Here is a 23,274-nt window from a genome sequence, read left to right as displayed (position 1 = left end):
AGTTGTGAAGCCCATCCAAAGCGTTAAATCGAAGCTCGTAAGCTCTATCTAGGCAGCAAAATAGGCAGCGAACTATAGAGCGAATTTCTAATTGTAAATCTTCTATCTAATCTTTAGTTTTGTGAAGGAGGACTGCCAATGCTGAACTTGACTAACCGTTTCCCCCAAACGTCGCAGTCCCTTTGGAATCGTTTTGAAAAGCCCTTTACGGCGCTGTTTTTAACATTAGGACTGGCGGCTGCGGCACTGGCTCCAGCCCATGGTCTCGAAGCATCCCGGCTGACGCAAGCAAGCGCTGCAACGGTTGCCCGCTTGGAAGGTGCAATTAGCCAGCGGTTTCCCAATGGCGTTTATTTGTATGGACAGTCTCAGCAGCCCGACCAGCTTGGCTCCGCCTACATGGTGTTTGAAGTCAGCGAGAATCAAGTGGTAGGCGCGTTCTATATGCCCCATTCCTCCTTTGATTGCTTTTATGGCGAGGTGCAAGCCCAGGAACTAGCGCTAAACGTGATTGATTCCTACGAGCAAACGGTTCATCCCTACTCGGTGGCGCTTCAAGCGAATGCGTCGGTCGCGGCGACAGGCGGAGAGGCGATCGCCCCTCTGAACCTGGAAGGATTTCACCAGCTTTCTGCACTGAGCGAAAACGACCAGCGCATTCTCAACACCTGCAAGATTAGCCCTGAGCGTGTGAATTAGAAAAAAGAAGAACGAAAAGAGAAGAACGAAGAGGGAAGAATGGTTTTTTCGTTCTTCGTTCTTCTCTTTTCGTTCTTTAAAAGTTCGTTCTTCTCTCTTCTTTTTTCAAAACACCGTTCCATCACTTTGAATCGAGATCGGAGGATCGCCGCCCGGACGCAGCTCGGCGGCGATTTTTCGGCCGGCTGCCCAGGTTCCGCCTTCCAGGACTTTCACGAGCGGCAGTTCGGTGACGCTGAGGCCGAGTTCGGTACGGATGGCATCGGCAATTTGGTCGAGCAGAACCAGCGTGAGCGATCGCCATTCCACAATCACCTCAGAACTGGGCAGGTGCGGCCCACGCAGTACGTCAGCGTGCTTTGGCTCCAGCAGCCCCAGGTCTACGCAGAGGCCGCCGTTGCGATATTCTGCCAGACCCGTAAGCTGGTCAAGCTGCGTGATTTCTAGCCCCAGGTCTTGCAGCGGCTCCAGCAGGGAATAGGTGAGCCACTGCGACAGCTTGTGGAACGGCACGAGGTTTGCCCCCGGCTCAGCGCTGGACAGAGCAGAGTGCGGCCAAACATCGCCCAGGTTAACGCCCTCTAGCGTGATGCGGCCGGGCCAGATGTCGCCGAGTCCTTGCAGCACGGCCATCAGCACGGTGGGCGCGGGCAACTGGCGATCCTCGGCTTGGGCCAACAGGTAGTCCACCAGGTTGCCCGGTCGGGGCGTTTGAGTGCCAAAGAATTCTGGCTTTTGGGCAAGGGTGTGGCCCAACTGTTGCAGCAGGGCCACGCGCCCCGCCAGCCCGATTAGCGGATTGTCTGGGGTGACCTGGAACGCTTGAGCCAGATCGGACTCGGTGATCTGCTGGAGGGCGGCGGCGGTTGCCTGGAGGGGAGCAGCGCGATCGCCCGAAAATGCGCCCTCGCAGAACATCCAAAAGCTTGCCACCGCCAGCCCTTCTGACCGCTGAAACACCTGACCGCTGCTGGCTTCGCGATAGCGCCACACCGCACCCGCCCCCGCATCCAGCAGCACGCTGAGAATCACCAGATCGAACTTGGCCCGCGCCTGGGCCACCGGATCAAGCCTCGCCAGCCGCGCCTGCAACTCGGCCGCCCGATCGACCTTGCCCACGCCAAAATGTCGCCAGCGGCTATGAAACGGCACGTTTAGGTCGGGATAGTGTTCCCGCATCACCCGCAGCACATAGTCGGCCGTGGGCTGGAGGCGATCGCCCCGATAGCGAAAGTGCGTTAGTTTGTCGGCGCGGGCCAGCTCAAAAAGCTGCTGAGTGCGATCGCGAATCGCCTGGGGACTCTGGAGGTAGATAGCGGTGGACATGATGGAACCCGTAGAGGCAAATGCAGACAAGCGTTTAGCCCCCTCAGCTTAACTGTTATCGCAGCCCAAGAAATACCCATCCAGCAAGAACACCTCCTCGCCGCTGCAAGTGTGTCAGAATTTATAACTGCTGCTGTTCTGGATTTTTGCCCATGTTGACCACTACGCCGATTGCCGAGTTGCCCTTTTTGGGCGAAGAGGTCGCCGCCGACTATGACACGGCGCGGGTCGTGATTTTGCCGATTCCCTACGAGGCGACGACGACCTATCGCAAGGGCTGCGAACACGGCCCGGCGGCGATTTTGGAAGCGTCGCATCAGGTGGAATATTACGACGAGGAGCTAGAGCGGGAGATGTGGCCCGTCGGCGTGTATACCCACGGGGCGATCGCCGATACGCGCAGCGGCCCAGTGTCTGCCGAAGCCATGCTGAAGGTCGTTGAGGACACCACCGCCCAACTCATTGCCGACGGCAAGTTCGTCATCGGGCTGGGCGGCGAACATAGCATCACGACGGGTCTGGTGCGGGCTTATCGAGCCGCGTCTACGGAGTCGTTTACGGTGGTGCAAATCGATGCCCACGGCGACCTCCGCCACGAATACGAAGGCTCGATCCACAACCACGCCTGCATTATGCGTCGGGTGGTGGACATGGGTCTTCCTACGGTGCAAATCGGCATCCGCAGCATTTGCAAAGAAGAAGCGAATTTAATTAAGGAAAAAAATCTGACCGTATTTCGAGCGCGAGAAATCGCCACCCAGCCCGACTGGGCCGAACGGGCGCTGGCCGCCATCCCCACCCGCAACGTCTTTCTCACCATCGACCTAGACGGCATTGACCCGACGCTGATCCCCGGCGTGGGCACACCCGAACCCGGCGGGCTGAACTGGTATTCCCTGCTGGGCTACTTGCGGTCGGTGTTTGAGCATCACCACGTCCTCGGCGCAGACATTATGGAGCTTGCGCCCGTTAGCGAGTCGGTGGTGTCGGAATTTACCGCCGCCAAGCTAGCCTACAAGCTGATTGGCTATCAGGCGATCGCCCAGGGTTGGAGCTAGGTCAAAATGCAGTCCCCCGACCCGTCGCCCCCGTCTATCCCCACAGATGCGATCGCCGAAGATGCCGCCGCGCCGGGGTTTATCTCACCAGCGGTTCCCCCCAGCGTATGGCAGCGCCATTTTGCAGGCGCACCGCTGCGGCTGGGCGTGCTGGCCTCTGGCAGTGGGTCAAACTTTGAGGCGATCGCCCAGTCCATTTCCCAGCGCCAGCTCAACGCCCAAATCCAGGTGATGATCTACAACAATCCCCAGGCCGGGGCAGCGGAGCGGGCGAAACGACTGGGCATTCCAGCAGAACTGCTGAACCATCGACAGTTTCCCAGCCGCGAAGCCCTGGATCAAGCCATCATCGACCAACTCAAGCGCTATGACGTGGAATGGGTGATCATGGCGGGCTGGATGCGCGTGGTGACAGACGTGCTGATCACCGCCTTTCCCGACCGCATTTTGAACCTGCACCCCAGCCTGCTGCCCAGCTTTCCGGGGGCCCGCGCCGTCGAACAAGCCCTCGCCGCCGGGGTCAAGGTGACGGGCTGCACCGTCCACTACGTCCGCCTGGAAGTAGACCGCGGCCCAATCATCATGCAAGCCGCCGTGCCCATCCTGCCCCACGACACCCCCGACACCCTGCACCAGCGGATTCAGGTGCAGGAGCATCGTATCTTTCCGAGGGCGATCGCGCTGGCGAGCAGCGGCGAGGAGAAAAACGAAGAAGGAAGAAGGAAGAGGGAAGAACGAAGAACGAAGAACGAAGAATAGAAGAACGAAGAGGGAAGGGCAGATCTTCGGTTTTCGTTCTTCGTTTTTCATTTTTTTCTTTACGGGAGAAGAACGGATTTTTCGGTTCTCTGTGCAAGGGAAAAGCGATTTTTCGTTTTTCGTTCTTCGTTCTTCGTTTTTCATTTTTTCTTTACGGGAGAAGAACGGATTTTTCGGTTCTCTGTGCAAGGGAAAAGCGATTTTTCGTTTTTCGTTCTTCATTTTTGTTCGTGTCCTTAGTTTTTCGCCACCTCGATCTGACAACCGCTGAAACCCTTACAGCATGGTTGCTCTTGATTGGTCATTTTGAGAGTGGCGAATAAATTGAGACACTAACGATTTTTCGGTTTTCTGTGTAAGGGAAAAGCAATTTTTCGTTCTTTGTTCTTCACTTTTCGCTCTTCGTTTTTCACTCTTCTTTTTTCCCAAACGTTTCAGTCCCCTTCCGGGAAAATGGGCTTGAAAGAATAGCCGTCAAGCAGATCGTGAACTAGCGCAAGCTATTGTTTCAGCCCCCTTGCGGGGAAATGGGCTTGAAAGATTTAGCCCACGACTCTTATCGCAGTAGTAAAGCTTTGGATGTTTCAGTCCCCTTGCGGGGAAATGGGCTTGAAAGTGAATGGCGCGTTCAATATTGGCAGAAAAGTAATTCCCAGTTTCAGTCCCCTTGCGGGGAAATGGGCTTGAAAGTTGCTACTAAGCTATTATTAATATAAAATTTTGCATTTGGTTTCAGTCCCCTTGCGGGGAAATGGGCTTGAAAGTCACTTTCAGGGCACACTGATTAATGAAAGACGATTGTTTCAGTCCCCTTGCGGGGAAATGGGCTTGAAAGCATGGCTAACGCAACAAGAATTACACGAAAAAAACAAGTTTCAGTCCCCTTGCGGGGAAATGGGCTTGAAAGGATTGTCTAGGGGGTATATTCAAGGGCTACTGCCTGCTCTGTTTCAGTCCCCTTGCGGGGAAATGGGCTTGAAAGAGGTTAATTTCCTACCCTTTACGCTTTATTCCTGCATGTTTCAGTCCCCTTGCGGGGAAATGGGCTTGAAAGCCAATAAGGCAAAAAACTCTGAATGTTATACTCCCGTAGGCTCACAGTGTTTCAGTCCCCTTGCGGGGAAATGGGCTTGAAAGAAATCGAGAAAAAAGGCAAGCAAAAATGAAGATAACCAAGTTTCAGTCCCCTTGCGGGGAAATGGGCTTGAAAGACAAACCCTCTAGCGTCAAAGACTCGATTCATCGAATTCCAAGGGTTTCAGTCCCCTTGCGGGGAAATGGGCTTGAAAGTCTAGGATATCCTTTAGTGATTCTTATTCCTGTAATATAGTTTCAGTCCCCTTGCGGGGAAATGGGCTTGAAAGTCAACAAAATTTTAGCCGATGATCCCTATGGGATACAGTTTCAGTCCCCTTGCGGGGAAATGGGCTTGAAAGTTAATATAGCTAATAGTAAGTGTAGATTCAATCAAGTTTCAGTCCCCTTGCGGGGAAATGGGCTTGAAAGACGTATTACTTACTAATAGATCCTTATATTTTATCCAGTTTCAGTCCCCTTGCGGGGAAATGGGCTTGAAAGGAGTTCCCTAAAAGCGTCGCAACGCTGAAATACTACGGGTTTCAGTCCCCTTGCGGGGAAATGGGCTTGAAAGTCAGTAGTATTTTCCCTACGCAAGATAGCTATGTTTCAGTCCCCTTGCGGGGAAATGGGCTTGAAAGCTTCAATGGGCAGCTTGAAATTGTGGTTGAGCAGGTCGGCGGTTTCAGTCCCCTTGCGGGGAAATGGGCTTGAAAGTACTGCTGCTTTAGCCGATTTGCTGTCATTACTTTAAATGTTTCAGTCCCCTTGCGGGGAAATGGGCTTGAAAGCATCATCTATAGTTTAGGGAGAAGTGGCATTTCAGTAGCCAAGCGTTTCAGTCCCCTTGCGGGGAAATGGGCTTGAAAGACTACATATCTCCTAGTAGGCTATCTTTGCTTTGCTCCCAGGTTTCAGTCCCCTTGCGGGGAAATGGGCTTGAAAGACTGTATAGGGGCACTAGAACGAGGTACTCTTAAGATAATAGTTTCAGTCCCCTTGCGGGGAAATGGGCTTGAAAGATCCGCGCGCAGCTAGGTAGCTCGTACCGTCAGTGGATTGTTTCAGTCCCCTTGCGGGGAAATGGGCTTGAAAGTACAAGCCGCAAGGCGCAGGCAAAATGTATCTCTTAAACGTTTCAGTCCCCTTGCGGGGAAATGGGCTTGAAAGGGAAAAGTGACTGCAGCATTCCGAGCTTTTCAGAATATAGGTTTCAGTCCCCTTGCGGGGAAATGGGCTTGAAAGCAGAAGAGGAATAGTTTTAAAAAGTGTAGATAAATTATCTAAAGGTTTCAGTCCCCTTGCGGGGAAATGGGCTTGAAAGAGTACGGGGAAATAACAGGAATACCAGATGCCCTCGTTTCAGTCCCCTTGCGGGGAAATGGGCTTGAAAGAGTAATAATTGCAGCTAAAAACAATACTAGATTCAAGAAGTTTCAGTCCCCTTGCGGGGAAATGGGCTTGAAAGTCAAAAGTTTGCGGCGACCCACTGCTAAAACTGGAATCGAGCGTTTCAGTCCCCTTGCGGGGAAATGGGCTTGAAAGTCGTCGATCACTTCATCCTCACCCAGGATTTCAAACTCTACGGTTTCAGTCCCCTTGCGGGGAAATGGGCTTGAAAGAAATCTGAAGATACAAATGAACTATACAACATAGAAGAGCAAGTTTCAGTCCCCTTGCGGGGAAATGGGCTTGAAAGACGTGCCTAGAGTACTCTAAGGCACTAGTAGCCTTCATTAGTTTCAGTCCCCTTGCGGGGAAATGGGCTTGAAAGCCTCTACTGCCTCTAAGTCCACTTCAGAAAAACCCTCGAAGTTTCAGTCCCCTTGCGGGGAAATGGGCTTGAAAGCGGTCTTACCATTGCCATTATCGTATTCTATATAGTTTCAGTCCCCTTGCGGGGAAATGGGCTTGAAAGATATGCCTGGTCATATTGGAAAAAAGAGCTATATAACTGTTTCAGTCCCCTTGCGGGGAAATGGGCTTGAAAGACTTCTGGGAGGTATGTTTACCACTAATCTTCTTGTTTCAGTCCCCTTGCGGGGAAATGGGCTTGAAAGAGTGATACTAACGTTACTGTATCTACAACTACTACTGTTTCAGTCCCCTTGCGGGGAAATGGGCTTGAAAGATTTTTTTTATCTGCCTATTTTGAAGTCTATTAGACCGGTTTCAGTCCCCTTGCGGGGAAATGGGCTTGAAAGTAATTCTCTATTTGATTTTCTAACGTGCCTAGAATACTGTTTCAGTCCCCTTGCGGGGAAATGGGCTTGAAAGAGGGATAACAGATAAAATACAGTTTCAAGACATAGTCAAAATAATCAGGTTTCAGTCCCCTTGCGGGGAAATGGGCTTGAAAGAGTTTCAAGACCTGGTCAAAATAATCAGGATAAACGCAGTACCTATGTTTCAGTCCCCTTGCGGGGAAATGGGCTTGAAAGTCTACAGAAGACTTAATTGTAGGATTTGACACAGAAAGTTTCAGTCCCCTTGCGGGGAAATGGGCTTGAAAGACTACATATCTCCTAGTAGGCTGCCTTTTATTTTATTCCCAGGAGTTTCAGTCCCCTTGCGGGGAAATGGGCTTGAAAGCTGCTTTTTTATTATAGACCACAAAGTGGCATATTGAAGTGTTTCAGTCCCCTTGCGGGGAAATGGGCTTGAAAGATGCAAGCAATGCTGTGCGCGGCATGGCTATTGCCGCTGCAAGTTTCAGTCCCCTTGCGGGGAAATGGGCTTGAAAGTTTACTTATGGCTAGGTTTTTCTAACTCAGGTTAGTAGGTTTCAGTCCCCTTGCGGGGAAATGGGCTTGAAAGATGTAAACGGGCTGCCGTCAGCCCACTCGATTTCCACAGAGTTTCAGTCCCCTTGCGGGGAAATGGGCTTGAAAGTGTGATGGTATCTGCGCCCTCATGCAGCCAGCTAAGGCTGTTTCAGTCCCCTTGCGGGGAAATGGGCTTGAAAGAGGTAAGATTGTGAATTTTGAATTTGAAACGGAAACGGAAGTCGAGTTTCAGTCCCCTTGCGGGGAAATGGGCTTGAAAGAGTACCGTCTGAAACCTGCTCCTGGCAATGCCTCGTAAGCAGAAATCGATGGTGGTCGTTTTTGGAGTCTAAAAATGAATTTTCCTTCTTAAAACTTTAGCTTTCTAGCGTCTGAGTTGCCCACTGAACAAGGCATCAACGCTGGTCAACGAAGTTATGCGGCTTTCAAGGTTCAGGCGAGATGGGAATATGACGTATCCATACCCGCATCATAGGAGACTGTCGCCAGAAAAGTCAATGAAAGAAACGTTAAACGGAAGAACAAAGAGGGAAGACGGAAGAGCGGGTTTTCGTTCTTCGTTCTTCGTTCTTCGTTCTTCGTTCTTCGTTCTTCGTTTTTCCCTCTTCGTTCTTCGTTTTTTCTTCAAGCGACGGGCAGCGATCGCCCCTTTGCTCCATCTACCACGTCCTCTGTGGTGGGGAACAGTTTCAGGGCGGCGGGGTGGATGGTGAGGTGAACGAGGGTGCCGGGGGGGAGGGGCGCGGCTCCGCTGGCGGACGAGGTTCGGTCGGCGGGGATGCGGGCATAGAGCTTGTTGCCGCTGGGGGTGAGCAGCGTGTAGCGATAGTCGCGGCCGAGAAACTGGCGATCGCCCACGGTCACCGTTCCCGATGCGCTGGGCTGAATTTGAATGTCTTCAGGACGAATCATCAAATCGGCGGTTTCCCCTTTTGAAAATGCCGGGAAATTGTCTGAAAGGCTCGATTTCAGGTCAAAGCTGCCGATTTCTGTTTCCCAAATTTGCCCATTCCAGCGGGCAGGCAGCACGTTCGCCTGGGTGACAAACTCCGCCACAAAGCGGGAGACGGGCGCTCGATACAGCGCTTCCGGCGGGCCCTGCTGTTCGATTTGCCCGTGCCGCATGACGGCGACCTGATCGGCGATGGCCATCGCTTCTTCCTGGTCGTGGGTGACAAAAACCGCTGTCGTGCCCGTTGCTTTCAAAATGTCCCGCACTTCTTGCCGCAGATATAGCCGCACCTGCACATCCAGATTGCTCAGCGGCTCGTCTAGCAGCACCAGCGACGGGCGCGGGGCCAGGGCGCGGGCCAGGGCGACGCGCTGCTGCTGCCCGCCCGACAGTTCGTGCGGATAGGCGCGTTCATATCCGGTTAATCCAACCAGGGCGATCGCCTCGCTCACTTGTCCCCGCGAGTCGCCTTTCCCCAGCCCAAAGGCAATATTTTCCTGCACTGTGAGATGGGGAAACAGGGCAAAGTCTTGAAACACCATGCCCACCGAGCGCTGTTCCGGCGGCACCATGCCATCTGCATTGGCGACTATTCGGCCGGCGATCGCCACTTCCCCCTGCTGGGGCTGCTCAAAGCCCGCAATCAGTCGCAGCAGCGTCGTTTTGCCACAGCCCGACGGCCCCAGCAGCGCCAAAATTTCACCCGGCTCCAGGTCGAGGCTGAGGTTATACACCGTGGGAGCGGGGCGATTGGGAAACTGATGCGTCACCTGCTGAAGCTGCAAAACGGGCGAAGAATTCATGCTGGCGCTCATGGAAGTGCATTATTGAGACTTAGAATCAATTAATATCTTCTCAACAACTCGACAATTCGAGCGGGCAACGCTCAGAAATTCGGGTCAATTCCTTATCATGCCATGAGCTTTGTTGCAAAACCGGCGGACATCGCCGTTTCCAAAAAATTGCATCTTTCTCGCAGTAAGTCCGGGCTAGACCTGTGGACGCTGGCGGTGGGGGCGATCGCCCTGCTGATTGCTGCACCCGTGCTGGTGGTGGCGGCCAGCCTGTTTACGCCTGCCTGGGACGTATGGCAACACCTCGCCGCCACGGTGCTGGGGCGCTACGTGGCGAACTCTCTGGCGCTCATGCTGGGCGTAGGCGCGGGGGTAGTTGTGCTGGGCACGGGCACGGCCTGGCTGGTAACGATGACGCAGTTTCCAGGACGCGGCATTCTCAGTTGGGCGCTGCTGCTGCCGCTGGCCTTTCCCGCCTATCTCCTGGCCTACACCTACACCGAACTGCTGGACTATTATGGCCCGGTGCAAACGGGCCTGCGATCCCTCTTTGGGTTCCAGTCGGCGCAGGACTACTGGTTTCCGCCGATTCGATCCCTGGGCGGGGCGATCGCGCTGCTAGTGCTGACGCTCTATCCCTATGTCTACCTGCTGGCACGGGTGGCCTTTGGGGAACAGTCGGTCTGCACGCTGGAAGCCAGCCGTAGCCTGGGCTGCAACCCCTGGCAGAGCTTTTGGCGGGTGGCGCTGCCGCTGGCCCGGCCGGCGATCGCCGCTGGCACGGCCCTGGCGCTGATGGAAACCCTGGGCGACTTTGGCACGGTGCAATATTTCAGCGTAGACACCTTTACCACGGGCATCTATCGCACCTGGTTTGGCATGGGCGAACGGGCAGCCGCGTCCCAACTGGCGGCGCTGCTGATGCTGTTTGTGCTGGCGCTGATTGTGCTGGAGCAGTGGTTTCGCCGCCAGGGGCGCTATTACCAAAAACGCGGCAAATCCTATAGCCAGAGCCGCTTTCGGCTGGGGGGCTGGCGCAGCGGACTGGCGATCGCCGCCTGCGTAGTTCCCCTGCTGCTGGGCTTTCTGGTTCCCGCCGGACTGCTGCTGCACATGACCCTGCGAAATCTGAACCAGCTTACCGACCCGCGCCTCTGGGGGTTTGCCAAAAACAGCTTCCTGGCAGCAGCGCTGACGGCGGGGCTAGCGGGGGCGATCGCCCTCCTGCTGGCCTACGGCGTGCGGCTGCGTCCCAACGGGTGGATGAACCTGTCGCTGCGAACGTCGGCCCTGGGCTATGCCATTCCCGGCTCGGTGATTGCGGTCGGCGTGCTGGTGCCCCTGGGCGCGTTCGACAACTCTGTCGATGCCTGGATGCAGCGCACCTTTGGCATTTCCACCGGGCTGCTGCTGAGCGGCACGATCGCGGCGCTGGTGTTTGCCTATCTGGTGCGGTTCCTGGCTGTGGCGCTGAATTCGGTCGAGTCGGGTCTGGAGCGAATCAAGCCCAGTCTGGACAATGCCGCGCGATCGCTCGGCGAAAATTCCCTCGGCGTGCTGCAGCGAGTCCATGCGCCCCTGATGGGCGGCAGTCTGCTCAGTGCGGCGCTGCTGGTGTTTGTGGACGTGATGAAGGAACTGCCCGCCACGCTGATCGTGCGCCCGTTTAACTTCGACACGCTGGCGGTGCGGGTCTACCAGCTTGCGTCCGACGAGCGGCTGGCGGAATCTTCAGCGGCGGCGCTGGTGATTGTGGCGGTGGGGCTGGTGCCCGTAATCTTGCTCAGCCAGCAGATTGCCGGGGGCGATCGCAATTAATCGCAGTGAATCACGATGAATCGCGGCGCATCCTGGTGAATCACGATGAATCGTCGCGAGAAAGCAGGTTAAAGCGGGGCGATCGCACTCTAATCGCGCTCTATCAGTTCGCATAGTTCGCAAAAGCCGCTCCATAACCAGACAGAAGGCAGATCTATTTCATTGCGATGGTTGAATACGGTACTCTGTAACAGATATTTATGTAGACACTGAGTGGACTGTCTTGAGGCAATGCAGGTCATCCACTTGCGGTAAAATCAGCCGACAGCGCAATGCTTGCCATAGGGTTCAGTCCAGGCACAAGCGTTGAGGGCGATCGCCCCCTTGAATCGTCCACCTATGTCACCATCACCTCAGTAAGGCGTTAGAGCACTATGTCAGAGCGGAAACGGGCACTGATCACAGGCATCACAGGACAAGACGGGTCATACCTGAGCGAGATGCTCCTAGAGAAGGGATACGAAGTCCACGGCATCATCCGCCGCACCTCCACCTTCAACACCGACCGCATCGACCATATCTACGAAGACCCCCACAACGAAAACGCCCGCCTGTTTCTGCACTACGGCGACCTGACCGACGGCACCACCCTGCGGCGCATCCTCGAACACGTGCAGCCTCACGAAATCTACAACCTAGGCGCACAATCCCACGTGCGCGTCAGCTTCGATGCCCCCGAATACACCGCCGATGCCGTCGGCATGGGCACCCTGCGGCTCCTAGAAGCCCTGCGGGACTACCAGCAGCGCACCGGCAACGAAGTCCGCTTCTACCAAGCAGGCTCCTCCGAAATGTACGGCAAAGTGCAAGCCGTGCCCCAAAGCGAAAGCACCCCCTTCTACCCGCGCAGCCCCTACGCCTGCGCCAAAGTCTACGCCCACTGGCAAACCGTCAACTACCGCGAATCCTACGGCTTATTTGCCTGCAACGGCATCCTGTTCAACCACGAATCTCCCCGCCGGGGCGAAACCTTTGTCACCCGCAAAATCACCCGCGCCGTCGCCCGCATCGTCGCCGGTCAGCAAAAGAAACTCTACATGGGCAACCTAGATGCCAAACGGGACTGGGGCTACGCCAAAGACTACGTGCAAGCCATGTGGCTAATGCTGCAACAAGACCAGCCCGACGACTATGTCGTTGCCACTGGCGAAACCCACGAAGTGAGAGAATTCCTGGAACTCGCCTTTGGTTACGTCAACCTCAACTGGCAAGACTACGTCGAGTTCGACGAACGCTACCTGCGCCCCGCCGAAGTTGACCTGCTGATTGGCGACCCCACCAAAGCCAAGACCCAACTCGGCTGGCAGCCCAGCGTCAGCTTCGAGCAGTTGGTCTACCTGATGGTCGAAGCCGACCTCAAAGCCCTGGGTCTCATCCCCCTCAACGGCAACAGCGCCCAGACCGTCCTCGACCACGCCACCATCCGGCAAGCCGCAGGCACAAGCGCAACGCCCTAGGAAAAAAACGAAGAACGAAAAACGAAAAACGAAAAACGAAAAACGAAAACCCGCTCTTCCCTCTTCCCTCTTCCCTCTTTCCCCTATGCCCCTCTCCTTCTCCAACCAACGAATTCTCGTCACGGGCGGTGCCGGATTCCTCGGCAAGCAGGTGGTGAACCAACTCATCCACGCGGGTGCCGACCCCGCCAAGATTACGGTGCCCCGCTCTCGCGACTATGACCTGACGCAGATGGAGGCGTGCCGTCGCGCCGTTGACCAGCAAGACATTGTGATTCATCTCGCAGCCCATGTCGGCGGCATCGGGCTGAATCGGGAAAAGCCTGCGGAACTGTTCTACGACAACCTGATGATGGGGGCGCAACTGATTCATGCTGCCTATGAAGCGGGGGTGAAGAAGTTTACCTGTGTGGGCACGATTTGCGCCTATCCCAAGTTCACGCCTGTGCCGTTCAAGGAAGATGACCTGTGGAATGGCTACCCGGAGGAGACCAATGCTCCCTATGGGGTGGCGAAGAAGGCGCTGTTGGTGCAGCTTCAGGCGTATCGTCAGCAGTATGGGTTTGATGGCATTTACCTGCTGCCGGTGAATCTGTATGGACCGGAGGATAATTTTGACCCGCGCAGTTCTCATGTGATTCCGGCGCTGATTCGCAAGGTGCATGAGGCGCAGTTGCGCGGGGAGAGGACGATTCCGGTGTGGGGGGATGGTTCGCCGACGCGGGAGTTTCTCTATTCCACCGATGCGGCGCGGGGGATTGTGATGGGGACGCAGTTCTATGCGGAGCCGGAGCCTGTGAATTTGGGGACGGGCTATGAGATTTCTATCAAGGATCTGATTACGCTGATTTGTGAACTGATGGACTATGACGGGGAACTGGTTTGGGAGACTGATAAGCCCAATGGGCAGCCCCGCAGGTGTCTCGATACGCAGCGGGCTAAGGATAAGTTTGGCTTTACCGCAGAGGTGGAGTTCCGCCAAGGCTTGAACAATACGATCGAGTGGTATCGGCAGCACGCGGCGTAGGCAGGGAGCCGCAGGGAGCCTTAAGGCCAGCCGCCGACACCCCTCTGCGTGAAGACCAGGAAACGGGGGGCGATCGCCCTCTCAAATCTCCCGTAATTTCACAGAACCGTTGATTCGGCTCGCTGGGCTAGGGTCTGAACTGGAAGCTCATAGTGGGTGCGTCTGCCTATCCCACTCCTTCCAATCAGTCACCCCAACCTTATGCCAACCGATCATCAGCACGTCCCTAAGCACACTCTCCATTGCCCTAGTGTGGCGATCGCCCCTTGTCCGTCGTCTGAGAATCGTTTCCCGCAGTCTTTTCTGCTTGCCCCATTCACCCGCTGTGCTGCCCGCGTTGCCAGTCTGACCGTTGGACTGTTTCCCCTGTGGCTGGCGATCGCCCTGCCTGCCCAGGCCACCGTCTCGGCCTCTGTGGGGGAGTCCGTCGAGTTTTCCTGCCAGGACTCAGAATCCGTTGTGCGGCAAAAGGGTGGCCCCGTGGTCACGATCGGGCGATCGCGCATCTACATTGGCTATCGCCAGGTGTCTGCCAACAACAAAAACCCGATCGTTGTCCGGTTTAACCGGGGGCAGCGGGCCTGGTGCCGCGCAGATTACGAAATCACAGCCGACGATGGCGAAGGCTATGGGCTGGTGTGGGACGGCAGCAGTGCCCTCTATGCCGTGTTCAGCGCCACCGGAACCCAGGGCACTGCCAGCCAGGACTATCGCCGCTTTACCCGTCAGGGCTGGCTGACCAGCTACGGCAGCGGTGGCGGCCCCAAAGTCGCTGTGTTGGCGCGGCTCAACCCCACCAACGGCGCACCCACCGCCGGGACGTTTCTGACCGCTCAACTCAGCAACGGGCGCAGCAACTCGCTAGAAGTCACCGGCCTTTCCTGGACAGGTTCGCGGCTCGTCGTCACCGCCAACTCGTGGTTTTCGCCCCGCCGTGCCAATCGCCAGCCCATGAGTTGCAGCGGTTCGTCGCCCTTTTTCTATCGAGTCGTGTTTTCGGGAGATCTGCGCCAGGTCTTTCGCGCCCAGAGCGATCGCTGCTCATAGGGCTTCCGGTTCAGGTTGTGTGCGTCGCCCATGACCTGAACCGTTTCTCAATACGCCATTTCTCAATACGCCATTTCTTAATACATCGTTTGCATCAACTGTTTGCGATAGCTGCGGGTCAGCGGGTGGTCGTCGCCCAGCAGGTCGAACAGCACGATCATCGCCTTGCGGGCCCCGTCCTGCCGAAACTTGCGATCGCCCGCCACGATCTCCAGAAAGCCTGCAAACGCCGCTTCGTAATTGCCTTCCAGGGCGTGCTGCTCTGCTTGCCGATATTTCGTCTCCAGTTCGCCCGGTTCCGCAGGACTGGCCAAGTCTCGGTGAAACGCGATCAGCCCGCGCACCGCCTGCGCCCGCCGAAACAGGTCTTTATCCCGCTCAGGAATCGGCGACAGCAGCTTCTCTGCCGACTCGATTTGCCCCTGGCTGACCAAAAATTCTGCCGCCTCCAGCATCAGCCGTGCATCGGTCGGGTAAGCCTGAATCAGGTCTGTGAATCGTTGCTTCACCTGGTTTACATCGCCCGCAGCCCGCGCCGCCCGAATCTCTGCCAGCCCTTGCTCCAGCGCCGAGTGCAAATTCAGCTTGCCCAATAGCTCGCGCAACTGCGGTTCTGGCAGCACGCCGACAAAGCCATTCTGCATTGCGCCATCCACCACAATCCGCACATCCGGCACGCCTTCTACACCGTAGGCATTGGCCAGGTCAGGATTTTGGTCAATATCCACCTTTGCCAGCACGAAATCGTACTCTTGCAACAGCTTTTCTAGCATCGGCTTGAGCAACTGGCAGGGTCCACACCAGGTGGCGAAAAAATCCACCAGCACTGGTTTTTCGTAGGATTTTTGCGTCACTTCTTGCGCGAAGTTGGCTGCCGTAATGTCAACAGAAGTGCCCATAAGCAAGCGGTTGAGAGAATGGTAGGGTGTTGAAAGTGCATCTTCTCGCCCTATCATGCCTGAGAATGGAGCCATGACCGAGCAACCTTATGTTTTTTTAGCAGGTGCTAGCCGGGGCGTGGGGTTCGAGCTGGCGCGTTGGCTATTGCAGCGGGGCATTCCCACCCAGGCGCTGCTGCGGCTGCCGCCCGATACCGATGGAACACCCTCGCCTGCGCAGGCAGAGTTGGAGTCTCTGGGTGCGGCGATCGCCATTGGGGATGCGCTGGATGCCGAGGCGGTCAACCGTGCTATGCAGGGGCCACCCTTCAACGCGCCACCCTGGGCAGTGGTCAGCACAATTGGCGGCATCGGGCCAGACGGGCGGCGGGCTGATTTTTTGGGCAACAAGGTGCTGATCGACGCGGCCGTGCAGGCGGGGGTGCGGAAATTTGTGTTGGTGTCGTCCATTGGTGCGGGCAAAAGCGCGATCGCCCTGCCGCCGCAAGTGCTGCAAACCTTGGGGCCAGTCTTGGCAGAGAAAGAGCAGGCAGAGGAATACCTGATGGCCAGCGGGCTGACCTATACGGTTGTGCGTCCTGGCGGACTAAAGTCGGAACCCGCCACAGGCAACGCAGTGCTAACGCCGGATGTGGCGATCGCTGGCAGTATCCACCGGGCTGATGTGGCCGATTTGGTGGGGCGCTGTTTGTTTTCCGAACGGGTCAACGGCTGCATCCTGTCGGCTGTCGATCGAGGTCTGCTCTATGGCAAGACCGCGTTTGAGGTCGTGCCTCTGGAGGATGTAAATTTCTGCTCTTGATCCCTGCGCCGAGATATTCCTCCGACTTGTTTTGCTGAATCTGTTAGGACTTCCGCAGTTGGGCGATTTCTCGTGGGCTGGCCCGCGAGAAATCGCCCAAAGCCCAGAAAACTGATCGCAAGTGCGTTAAGTCCTGTCTGTTTTTGAAAGGTGTTTTGCAATTTACATGCGGAAAATCGCGCATTAATCAAGCCCCATTGGAATGAACCTGAAGAACTGATTAATTAGATTGGAGTCATCGGACTGGCGAGTGAAAAGATTTTTTGCAGACTGTGCCTACAAGACTGCTTTCAAAACCTAAAAACGGGCAGCAAGGCTCAAGTTTTGGTTGATTGAATGGTCGCATAAGGGGGCAATTTGGAAAGGGTTTGTTCAGGAGGATTCGCGGTTTTGTCGATTTCAGAGCTAATTTATAAAGAAAATCTAAATAGAGGCAGGCGAACCTGAGGGTGAACTTTAGTCTGAAAGAGATGCTTCTGAAGCCCGCCTATGAGTCGCCTACCGGAAATCGCCAATCCCAAGCGCAAAGCCTATCCCAGTGATATGAGAGATGCAGAATGGAGCGTTTTGCAACCGCTGATACCTGCCGGTAAAGGCTTTGGTCGTCCCCGTGAAGTGGACTTTCGAGAAATCCTCAACGCAATCTTCTACGTGCAGCGTACTGGATGCCAGTGGGAAATGCTACCGCATGACCTTCCCCCGTATACAACGGTGTACTTCTACTTTTGCAAATGGCATCGCAAGGGGATTTGGCAGCAGATGCACGACCAACGCCGAGCAGACCTGCGGCAGAAAATGGGCAGAACCCTGCTTGACTGACAAAACTAAGAAGCTGGAATACGGCTGAGGACAGTGAATTCACGCTTTAGGGAGTCATCGTGTTGTCGCCTTGATGCGATGGCAGGTTGAGGGTCAGGTGAACAGGAGAGGAACTGATAAACGTGAATCTTCCACTGGTGAGTGATAGCCAGCCGAATCCAATTCCAGCCCAGCTTGAGATAACTCATGCCGCGCTTCCAGTGAGCATCGACTTGGCGACGCTTGCCGGATGCGACCACTTGCACCCCTTGGAGAACTAAGAACAGCATCGTCAAGGCGATTACCCCACACAACTGGGAAAGGGCAACCTTGTCTCTGAGTCTGGAGGCTTCGAGATTAAACCCGTTGGACTTCAAATCCAAAAACGACTCCTCCACCTGAAATCTCAGTCGATATTGGGCAAACGTCTGCAAGTTCGTCGGCTCATCACTCACAATTGTCCAATTCTCGCTGCTGAGTTTGTCGTGGGCAAAGGCAAGGTAAACATTGTCGTAGGGCTTTGTTCTACCCACCGACACTGCAGGCGTAAAGTAAGCTTGTCCTGGTTGCAATTGAACCGACGATACCTGGCGCCACTGCCCTTGGTGCTGAAATTGGAAGGAGCGTTTGATGCGGATGCGGAAATGCCAACCCAGATTCTCCCGGAGGTATTTCATCAACTTGCCATCGGCAAACCCTCGGTCTGCCAAAAGGACAATCGCGACACCCTCGGGCATCAGCCGTTGCGCTTGCCGCAGTACCCGTTGAATCGTCCACAACCTGACGGTGCTGCTTGATTGCGCCACCACTTTCCAAGCGACCGGAACCGTTCTTCCTCGGTACACCACTGCGACCCAGACGATGCAGAAACAATTCCATACGACCGTTGTATCGAGGCTTAAGTAGAGTCGTTGGGTCTGCCAGTTGGACAGAGCCTGCCCAATCAGCGCATGATGAGCGGACGCGACATTGATCCGCCGATTCGACAACCAGCGGCGAAACCGGCGTTGGTGGGATTGAGCCATTTGAGCGCGACTCCTCACATACACCCCAAATCCATTGAGATGAACGTTTTGGCTTCCAATCATGCCAATGATCATCCAGCACAGTGTTTGCAGATGGCGAGCATCCTGCCACTGAATGTCGCATTGACGCAGAAAATCATTCAACGCATCATAAAGACGGGAAGTCGGTGACATTGATTTGACTGGTTTGTGTGGTTACTTCTCAGCCTAAATCATGCTCTGCTTCCCGCATGGCTTTCGTTCCAGCTTTAACCTGTTTTGTCAGTCAAGCAGGGGCAGAACCATAGACTCCAGTGTGGCAATTGCTGATTCCCAATCGGTCAAGACCACCGAAAAAAGGGGGGCATCTACGGTTTCGACGGTGGCAAAAAGGTTAAGGGGCGTAAGCGCCACCTCGTTGTAGACTCCCAAGGGCTTTTAATTGGGGTATTAGTCACCGAAGCGAATGCCTCAGAACGGCTTGGAGCCGTGGTCACGCTCGATGAAGCCAGCGATAAACTCTCCCGGCTTGAGGTGGTGTGGGTAGACCAGGGGTATAGCAGCAAGAAGTTTGCCCATGCAGTCCAACAGGTCTGTGGGGAACCTGTCCGCGTAGAAGTCATCAAACGAACCTCCAAGTCGTTTGAAATTCTGCCTAAGCGCTGGATTGTGGAGCGAACTTTTGGCTGGTTGAATCGCTATCGACGCTTGAGCAAAGACTACGAATTGTATTGCGAAATGAGTGAAGCCATGATCTACGGTGCCATGATTCAATTGATGCTCAAGCGCTTGGCAGCTTAGCTACTTTATAAATCAGCTCTCACAGATTTTCGGTAATCTATCTGGGAGGATCTCCGCAAAACTTGCAAAACTATTTACCTGGGTCGGGGTTGCAGATTATCCTGCATAAGGTTGCGCCTGTTTTTTGTGGATTCGGCCCCTTGCTAAGCCGTGTGTGACCCATGTGTGACCCGTGGTGAATGACTACACAGCAATACTTGAGATTCGGTTTGGGATTCTCTGTTTTGAGGGTGTGTTTCAAATAGGCAAAAAAGGGAGAAATTAAGGACTTTGGGTGATGCAGAAGAAGTCCGCACCGTTCAAGGTTTTAGTTTGAAGCTTGGTTTGAAGATAGTTCCTGCTTTGGTTTAGGCTGTTTCCCACTTGCGAGAAGTTATGCGATCGCTCTCAATTTTTTTGTCTGCTACCGTTAGCGTTACCGCCGCCCTGCTCTCTGCCGAAGCCATCCGCGCCGAGGCCAACATTCCCGCCCCGGCATCCCTGGAACCCGCGCCAGAACCTGCACCTGATGGAGGGGAAGCGTCCCAATCCCAATCCCCCTCGATTCGACCCGCATTGGCGCGACGCAGGCAGCGGGCAGATCGAGCCGCCGATTGGGCAACCCTGGCGGCACTGGGAGGGGTTCGACGAGACGCTGCAGGCGAGAGAGACGCAGGTGACCCAGACGGCACAACGGCGATCGCCCAGTCCGCTGAACCCGCAAAGGCGATCGCCCGGCTGGCTGCTGGTGGTCAACGCAATGGCGATCGCCCCTCGCCAGCGGCAACACCAAGCGCAACGCCTCTAGTTGCCCAGACAGTTACCCAGACCGAGCCAGTTCCCTTTCCTCCCGCGACCGATCCTGAACCAGCACCCGCCCCATCCGCCGCGCCTGCTGACATTCCAGCAGTTCCAGCAGAGTCAGAGATGGAGACACGTCCGCTCCAGCCCGTCAGCAATACCTTCACCGATGGCTTTCCAGAAAACCTGGAACCCCATCCCAATCCTTTGCTGTTTCCAACCCGCCCCGGAGAAGTCCGCACCAGCGAACCGCAGCCGATTACGCTCCAGCAGGCCATCGAGCTAGCCCGACGCAACAACCGCCAGCTTCAGATTGCAGAACTGGAGCTAGAGCAAGCCCGCGCCCAACTTCGAGAAGCCCGCGCTGCCAACCTGCCCACCGCCCAAATCGGAGCCGACCTGACGTTTACAGAAAATACCGATCGCCCTCAGCCTTCTATCTTCAACCCCAATCCCCCGCAAGAATCAGACATTACGACCAGTTTGGGAGGAAACCTCCGAGTTGACTATGACCTGTTTACCTCTGGGCAGCGATCAGCCACGATTCGTGCGGCTGAAGGTCAGGTGCGATTGCGAGAGCTAGAGGTGGAGCGTCTGTCTGAGCAACTGCGGCTGGATGTCAGCAACGACTTTTACGATGTGCAAGAGGCCGATGAGAACGTCCGGATTGCTCAGGATACGGTACGACAGGCGGAGCAAAGTTTGCGGGACGCACTGGCGCTGGAACAGGCTGGCGTAGGCACTCGGTTTGATGTCTTGCAGGCGCAGGTCGAGTTGGCCAATGCCCAGCAAGAACTGGTGCAAGCGCTGAGTGAGCAGCAGACCAATCGACGGCGACTGGTACGCCGACTGGATCTGTCCCAGACGGTGAATCTGGTGGCGGCTGATGCGGTGACTCCAGCAGAGGATTGGACACTCTCGCTGGAAGAAAGCATCGTGTTGGCTTATAAAAACCGGGCAGAACTGGAGCAGCAGTTGGTGCAGCGAGATGTGGCCCGCCAGCAGCGACGGGCCGCTTTGGCCGCTTTGGGCCCCCAGGTAGCACTATTTGGTCAGTATCAGGTTGAAAATCCTACCAACGATCAAAATCCAGACTTCAGAGATATTTACCAGTTTGGGGTACGGGCTTCGATGACGCTGTTTGATGGGGGGCGAGCTAGGGCGCAGGCCCGTCAGCAGGAGATGAATATGGCGATCGCCGAAGCATCTTTTGCAGACAACCGCGATGCTATTCGGTTGGAAGTGGAGCAAGCCTTCTACTCGCTCCAGGCCAACAGAACCAACATTGCGACTGCTGAAGCGGGCGTGGAACAGGCGCGAGAATCGCTGCGGCTGGCGCGTCTCCGGTTCCAGGCAGGCGTGGGCACCCAAACTGAAGTGCTGCGAGCGCAAACCGACCTGACGCGAGCAGAGGTCAACTTGGTGCGGGCGGTGCTGGGCTACAACCGCTCTCTGGTGACGCTCCAGCGGGCCATCAGCAACCTGCCAGACGGCTTTCTGGCCGAAAATCCCCTGGGTCGGGGCGATCGCATTCGCAATACCCGGTGATCGCTTCGCAATACCCGGTAATCGCCTATTTCCGTCGCCACTCGGCAATATTCCAGGTGTTCAAATCCCACGGAGTCAGGTTTACTCCTGCAAGGCGATCGCCCACTCCTGCGGTTTCTGCGCGATGCACCAAGGGAATGACGGCGATATCGGTCACCAGCAGATCGTTCATCTGAATAAAGATTTGCCGCCGGGCTTCGGGGTCGAGTTCACTGGCCACCTGCTGCCACAGGGCATCGTAGGCGGAGTTGCAGTAGCGCGAAACGTTGTCTTTGGACCAATTGTTGGCTTTTTGGGCGATTTCGCTGCAAAGGTAGGTTTTCATGTAGGAGCCGGGGTCGGGGTTGGTGTTGCCCGTGGTGTACATTTGCAGGTCGGCGTAAAAGTGGCCGGTATTGTCGGGGTTGGTGGGGCTGCTGTCGAAGAAAATGCTGGCATCAATGCTTTTTAGCTCCACCCGAAAGCCGATGGATTCCCACGCCTGCTTCAGGATTTCCTGAGTCTTTTGGCGCAGCGGGTTGACGGAGGTCTGGAACACCAGCTGGAGGGGCACGCCGTTTTTATCGCGGATGCCGTCGCCGTTGGTATCTCTCCAGCCTGCGTCTTCGAGTGCTTGCTGGGCAGCGGTCGGGTCAAACTGGTAGCTGGTGTTGGGGGAACTGAAGGATTCTGGAGCCACCAGGAAATTGGCCGTGGGTTTGCCTGTGCGGCCATAAAGCTGGGTGGCGATCGCCCCTCGATCGATGGCCAGGCTGAGCGCCCGCCGCACTGCGGGGTCTGTCAGAAACGGGTGGGGACGGCTGACGTGCGATCGCTCTCCGTCCACGTCTGCACTGGGATCAGAGAAGTTAATCAAAATTCGCTCCATCAGCGAGCCAAAGTTGGCCACCACTTCGCCCCGCCCCGCCCCCGCCAACTGCTCCAAGATCGGCGCTTCCACTTGCAGGTTATAGGCAAAGTCCACATCGCCCGTTTGCAGCACCGCCCGCGCCGCCGACACCGCATCGCCGCCGCCCTTCAGTTCAACGCGAGAAAACCCCAGCGAGTCTGCCCCGCGATAGTTGGGGTTTGGCTCATAAATCACGACATCACCGGGTTTGAACTCCACCACGCGATAGGGGCCCGTGCCCACAGGCATCAGGTTAGCCGGAGCCTCCCGCGACTGTGCGCCCAGATACTCGGCAAACGAATGCCGGGGCAGCACCATCCCCTCTGTGCCCACGAAGACGTTGCTCCAGGCGGGATTTGGCTCTTTGAAGGTGATTTTGACCGTCGTCTCGTCCAGCGCCTCTACGGACTCGATGATTTCGTAGGTCGCCGCCGAAATCGCCGCCACCTCTGGATTCGTCACAAACTGATGCGTAAACACCACATCCGCCGCTGAAAACGGCTCCCCGTCCGACCATTTCAGCCCCGGCTTCAACTTCCAGGTGACGGAGCGACCGTCTGCCACTACGCCGCCGTTTTCCAGCGTAGGCACGTCTGCCGCCAAGATCGGAATCAGATTCCCCCCAGCATCGTAGCTGGCCAGCGGCTCCAGGGTAATGCGGCTGGCTTCCGAGTCCTTGAAGCCGTTAGACAGGTGCGGATTCAAGATCGTCGGCGCTTGCCAGTAGAGCAGCTTGAGGACGCTGGCCGAGGCATCCGCCGCTGGGCTGGCCGTTGGGCGTTGGGAGGCGGGTGGCGAAGGGCCGCAGGCGATCGCCAGCATCAGGCACAGCAGGGCGCTGCAAACGAACGGCAACAGGCGGCGCTGCCAGCGGTTTAGAAACATGGAGCGGGGGATGGGAAATCGAAGTTTCTACTAGGGAAGCACGGTTTCCGGAGCGCTGTGGTTAAGGT

At 55.9% G+C, this 23,274-nt stretch carries 14 protein-coding genes, 2 pseudogenes and 1 CRISPR repeat array; of the genes and pseudogenes, 11 read left to right on the top strand and 5 right to left on the bottom strand.

Features of this window, described 5'->3' with window-relative positions:
- The first annotated feature begins 138 nt into the window (after positions 1-138).
- On the top strand, positions 139-699 hold the full coding sequence (locus HPC62_RS18060; protein WP_172357891.1) for a hypothetical protein: 561 nt from the start codon (positions 139-141) through the stop codon (positions 697-699).
- Positions 700-804: 105 nt separating this feature from the next.
- On the opposite strand, the gene HPC62_RS18055 is transcribed toward HPC62_RS18060, so the two are convergent.
- Entirely contained in the window at positions 805-2,025 is a 1,221-nt protein-coding gene (locus tag HPC62_RS18055; protein WP_172357889.1) for a URC4/urg3 family protein, read from the bottom strand.
- A gap of 152 nt (positions 2,026-2,177) precedes the next feature.
- Between HPC62_RS18055 and speB the strand changes: the two genes are divergently transcribed.
- Both speB and purN read left to right on the top strand, forming a co-directional pair.
- The gene (gene speB, locus HPC62_RS18050) at positions 2,178-3,083 is read left to right on the top strand and encodes an agmatinase (protein ID WP_172357887.1); all 906 of its coding nucleotides are present in this window, start codon (positions 2,178-2,180) and stop codon (positions 3,081-3,083) included.
- A gap of 6 nt (positions 3,084-3,089) precedes the next feature.
- Complete coding sequence (gene purN, locus HPC62_RS18045; RefSeq protein ID WP_172357885.1) at positions 3,090-3,842, top strand: phosphoribosylglycinamide formyltransferase; 753 nt, start codon at positions 3,090-3,092, stop codon at positions 3,840-3,842.
- 431 nt (positions 3,843-4,273) lie between these two features.
- Positions 4,274-7,965: direct repeats of the CRISPR family, unit length 35 nt; unit sequence GTTTCAGTCCCCTTGCGGGGAAATGGGCTTGAAAG.
- 364 nt (positions 7,966-8,329) lie between these two features.
- On the opposite strand, the gene HPC62_RS18040 is transcribed toward purN, so the two are convergent.
- Positions 8,330-9,460 carry an ABC transporter ATP-binding protein gene (locus tag HPC62_RS18040; protein ID WP_172357883.1) on the bottom strand — a complete coding sequence of 377 codons (1,131 nt, stop codon included), beginning with the start codon at positions 9,458-9,460 and terminating at the stop codon, positions 8,330-8,332.
- A gap of 114 nt (positions 9,461-9,574) precedes the next feature.
- On the opposite strand from HPC62_RS18040, the gene HPC62_RS18035 reads away from it, so the two are divergent.
- The 4 genes from HPC62_RS18035 (at position 9,575) to HPC62_RS18020 (ending at position 14,800) form a co-directional block, all read left to right on the top strand.
- The gene (locus HPC62_RS18035; RefSeq protein WP_172357881.1) at positions 9,575-11,269 is read left to right on the top strand and encodes an ABC transporter permease; all 1,695 of its coding nucleotides are present in this window, start codon (positions 9,575-9,577) and stop codon (positions 11,267-11,269) included.
- A gap of 374 nt (positions 11,270-11,643) precedes the next feature.
- Entirely contained in the window at positions 11,644-12,726 is a 1,083-nt protein-coding gene (gmd, locus tag HPC62_RS18030; RefSeq protein WP_172357879.1) for a GDP-mannose 4,6-dehydratase, read from the top strand.
- A gap of 85 nt (positions 12,727-12,811) precedes the next feature.
- A complete protein-coding gene (locus HPC62_RS18025; RefSeq protein WP_172357877.1) occupies positions 12,812-13,753 on the top strand; it encodes a GDP-L-fucose synthase family protein in 942 nt (313 codons plus the stop codon).
- Positions 13,754-13,954: 201 nt separating this feature from the next.
- Positions 13,955-14,800 carry a hypothetical protein gene (locus tag HPC62_RS18020; RefSeq protein WP_205369476.1) on the top strand — a complete coding sequence of 282 codons (846 nt, stop codon included), beginning with the start codon at positions 13,955-13,957 and terminating at the stop codon, positions 14,798-14,800.
- Positions 14,801-14,877: 77 nt separating this feature from the next.
- On the opposite strand, the gene HPC62_RS18015 is transcribed toward HPC62_RS18020, so the two are convergent.
- Positions 14,878-15,699, bottom strand: a complete 822-nt coding sequence (locus HPC62_RS18015) for a tetratricopeptide repeat protein (protein WP_172357875.1) — start codon at positions 15,697-15,699, stop codon at positions 14,878-14,880.
- 73 nt (positions 15,700-15,772) lie between these two features.
- On the opposite strand from HPC62_RS18015, the gene HPC62_RS18010 reads away from it, so the two are divergent.
- Complete coding sequence (locus HPC62_RS18010) at positions 15,773-16,501, top strand: SDR family oxidoreductase (protein WP_172357873.1); 729 nt, start codon at positions 15,773-15,775, stop codon at positions 16,499-16,501.
- A 489-nt stretch (positions 16,502-16,990) separates the two neighbouring features.
- Positions 16,991-17,305 (top strand): annotated as a pseudogene (locus tag HPC62_RS18005) (transposase); the annotation flags it as partial.
- A gap of 20 nt (positions 17,306-17,325) precedes the next feature.
- Here the strand turns inward: HPC62_RS18005 and HPC62_RS18000 are convergent.
- Positions 17,326-18,498 carry a transposase gene (locus tag HPC62_RS18000; protein ID WP_172353422.1) on the bottom strand — a complete coding sequence of 391 codons (1,173 nt, stop codon included), beginning with the start codon at positions 18,496-18,498 and terminating at the stop codon, positions 17,326-17,328.
- Between the two features lie 100 nt (positions 18,499-18,598).
- On the opposite strand from HPC62_RS18000, the pseudogene HPC62_RS17995 reads away from it, so the two are divergent.
- Both HPC62_RS17995 and HPC62_RS17990 read left to right on the top strand, forming a co-directional pair.
- A pseudogene (locus HPC62_RS17995) lies at positions 18,599-19,104 on the top strand (IS5 family transposase); the annotation flags it as partial.
- Positions 19,105-19,479: 375 nt separating this feature from the next.
- The gene (locus HPC62_RS17990; RefSeq protein ID WP_216655282.1) at positions 19,480-21,432 is read left to right on the top strand and encodes a TolC family protein; all 1,953 of its coding nucleotides are present in this window, start codon (positions 19,480-19,482) and stop codon (positions 21,430-21,432) included.
- A gap of 25 nt (positions 21,433-21,457) precedes the next feature.
- Here HPC62_RS17990 and HPC62_RS17985 read toward each other — a convergent pair whose 3' ends face one another.
- Positions 21,458-23,206: a peptide ABC transporter substrate-binding protein gene (locus tag HPC62_RS17985; RefSeq protein WP_172357869.1), complete on the bottom strand. Its 1,749-nt coding sequence runs from the start codon at positions 23,204-23,206 to the stop codon at positions 21,458-21,460.
- Positions 23,207-23,274 lie beyond the last annotated feature (68 nt).

This window comes from Thermoleptolyngbya sichuanensis A183, from assembly GCF_013177315.1.
GTDB lineage: Bacteria > Cyanobacteriota > Cyanobacteriia > Elainellales > Elainellaceae > Thermoleptolyngbya > Thermoleptolyngbya sichuanensis.
This window is presented reverse-complemented; position numbering and strand designations above follow the sequence as displayed.

Bases quoted from the DNA above. Each gene is read 5' to 3' on its own strand.
- HPC62_RS18060 (WP_172357891.1), top strand. From the start codon at position 139: ATGCTGAACTTGACTAACCGTTTCCCCCAAACGTCGCAGTCCCTTTGG.
- HPC62_RS18055 (WP_172357889.1), bottom strand. From the start codon at position 2,025: ATGTCCACCGCTATCTACCTCCAGAGTCCCCAGGCGATTCGCGATCGC.
- speB (WP_172357887.1), top strand. From the start codon at position 2,178: ATGTTGACCACTACGCCGATTGCCGAGTTGCCCTTTTTGGGCGAAGAG.
- purN (WP_172357885.1), top strand. From the start codon at position 3,090: ATGCAGTCCCCCGACCCGTCGCCCCCGTCTATCCCCACAGATGCGATC.
- HPC62_RS18040 (WP_172357883.1), bottom strand. From the start codon at position 9,460: ATGAATTCTTCGCCCGTTTTGCAGCTTCAGCAGGTGACGCATCAGTTT.
- HPC62_RS18035 (WP_172357881.1), top strand. From the start codon at position 9,575: ATGAGCTTTGTTGCAAAACCGGCGGACATCGCCGTTTCCAAAAAATTG.
- gmd (WP_172357879.1), top strand. From the start codon at position 11,644: ATGTCAGAGCGGAAACGGGCACTGATCACAGGCATCACAGGACAAGAC.
- HPC62_RS18025 (WP_172357877.1), top strand. From the start codon at position 12,812: ATGCCCCTCTCCTTCTCCAACCAACGAATTCTCGTCACGGGCGGTGCC.
- HPC62_RS18020 (WP_205369476.1), top strand. From the start codon at position 13,955: ATGCCAACCGATCATCAGCACGTCCCTAAGCACACTCTCCATTGCCCT.
- HPC62_RS18015 (WP_172357875.1), bottom strand. From the start codon at position 15,699: ATGGGCACTTCTGTTGACATTACGGCAGCCAACTTCGCGCAAGAAGTG.
- HPC62_RS18010 (WP_172357873.1), top strand. From the start codon at position 15,773: ATGACCGAGCAACCTTATGTTTTTTTAGCAGGTGCTAGCCGGGGCGTG.
- HPC62_RS18000 (WP_172353422.1), bottom strand. From the start codon at position 18,498: ATGTCACCGACTTCCCGTCTTTATGATGCGTTGAATGATTTTCTGCGT.
- HPC62_RS17990 (WP_216655282.1), top strand. From the start codon at position 19,480: ATGCGATCGCTCTCAATTTTTTTGTCTGCTACCGTTAGCGTTACCGCC.
- HPC62_RS17985 (WP_172357869.1), bottom strand. From the start codon at position 23,206: ATGTTTCTAAACCGCTGGCAGCGCCGCCTGTTGCCGTTCGTTTGCAGC.